The following is a 1,920-nucleotide window of genomic DNA, read 5'->3' as shown; positions in this document are numbered from 1 at the left end:
GGCATTAAGAAGGTTTAGGTAGAACCATTGTGGGTTATAAACCGTGGATACCGTCCAGCAGAGAACGGGTTCTTCGCCTGTTTAGGTAGAACCATTGTGGGTTATAAACGTTTTCCTGCTTCTTGCTTTTCTTCTTTTTCGGTTGGTTTAGGTAGAACCATTGTGGGTTATAAACGCCTAACAACTGCGGTTTTGGGATTGTTAAAAGAACAGTTTAGGTAGAACCATTGTGGGTTATAAACAATCTTTAGCAACTGTTCGTAAGAAAAGCTGTCGGGCGTTTAGGTAGAACCATTGTGGGAGTTAAGTCCATATAATTGTGTAAAAAGGGGAATTTAAAAAAGGTTGAGCCATTCCCACCCTCTGGTTAGAATTAAAGGTGACCAAACCAAAAACCTAACTGGAGGGATGAGAAATGGCTCAATATAATATTACCATTGATTCCGAAATTTTGCATCACCTCTTTCTCAATGGAGCAAAAGATGAAGGAGTAGCTAAACTTTTAGAATCCGTGCTTAATCAAATACTCCAAGCCCAGGCCAAAGAGCAAATCAAAGCTGACCCTTACGAAAGAACTGACGAAAGACAAGATTATCGCAATGGCTATTATCCAAGAAATTTAGTTACCCGTGTAGGTACGCTTACCTTAAGAGTTCCAAGACTTAGAGAAGGTAAATTTACTACTGATATCTTTCGCCGTTACCAGAGAAGCGAACAGGCACTTTTACTGGCATTAATGGAAATGGTGGTTAATGGCGTATCTACCAGAAAAATTGAAGAGATAACTTATGAACTTTGCGGTACAGAGTTTTCAAAGTCTACAATTTCAGAACTCTGTAAAAACCTTGACCCGATTGTAACCAGCTGGAATTCAAGGCCTCTTAGAGAAAAAAGCTACCCCTTTATCATAGTTGATGCTATGGTCATAAGAATTAGAGAAGATGGCCGTGTCCGTCAACGGGGCGTATTAATTGCTGTTGGTGTAAACGAAGAAGGTTACCGGGAAGTATTAGGGATTATGCTTGGCGACAGCGAATCAGAAGAAAGCTGGAGTGAATTTTTTTCCTGGCTCAAACAAAGAGGTTTACATGGCGTTGACTTAGTAGTTTCTGACCATCATAACGGCTTAAGACGAGCTATTCGTCAGCACTTCCAGGGAGCAACCTGGCAGCGGTGCCAAACCCATTTCATGCGCAATATTCTCGATAAAACCCCAAAAGCTTTACAAAAAGAAATCCATGCCAAAGTAAGAGCTATACTTGAAGCTCCGGATACAGATACCGCAAGAATGTTACTAAATCAGGTACTTGATGAGTATAGAACTAAGGCGGCTAAGGCCATGGATATTTTAGAATCTGGTTTTGAAGATGCTGTAGCTGTTTTAGAACTTCCTGAACGGTATCGCAAAAGACTTCGTACCACTAATAGTTTAGAACGCTTAAACGAAGAAATCCGCCGGCGCGAAAGGGTAATTAGGATCTTTCCTAATCGGGAATCGGCTATCCGCTTAATTGGTGCTTTACTAATGGAACAAGATGAAAAATGGGCCTCGAGTAAAAAATACTTGGACATGGCCGAATATTTTGAATGGCAGAAGGAAGTCTCAAAAAAATCAGGAGAAAAGGTTATTCCAATAAGATAGACTTTATCACCACCGGCGACTGTTCATAACCGCCGGAGGACCTGGGGTCAAGGACGGGTAAAGCCCGGCGACAGCGTATCCTTGACCCCTTAAGGGCCGGAGGCGGTATCCTAGATAAGCGGTGGTGATTAATCACCTGGATTCTAACCAGAGGGATTTTTACACAAAAATTTGGACTTGATCAAAAAAAGTATTTTTATGACTATCTTTGATGAAAAAGAAGTAAATTCTATTATCTCTACCCCCGACTTTAAAGCCTCCAATCTAAATTAACTCTG

1 protein-coding gene and 1 CRISPR repeat array are annotated in these 1,920 nt (G+C 41.0%); the gene reads left to right on the top strand.

The window, feature by feature from the left end; genetic code table 11:
* Window positions 1–12 precede the first annotated feature (12 nt).
* Window positions 13–309: direct repeats of the CRISPR family, unit length 30 nt; unit sequence GTTTAGGTAGAACCATTGTGGGTTATAAAC.
* Window positions 310–415: 106 nt separating this feature from the next.
* Entirely contained in the window at window positions 416–1,642 is a 1,227-nt protein-coding gene (locus tag CARFE_RS0112180; protein WP_028052934.1) for an IS256 family transposase, read from the top strand.
* The last annotated feature ends 278 nt before the right edge of the window (window positions 1,643–1,920 follow it).

Source organism: Carboxydothermus ferrireducens DSM 11255 (assembly GCF_000427565.1).
Lineage (GTDB): Bacteria > Bacillota > Z-2901 > Carboxydothermales > Carboxydothermaceae > Carboxydothermus > Carboxydothermus hydrogenoformans.
The sequence above is the reverse complement of the archived record's forward strand: the minus strand, read 5'-3'. Positions and strand labels throughout refer to the sequence as shown.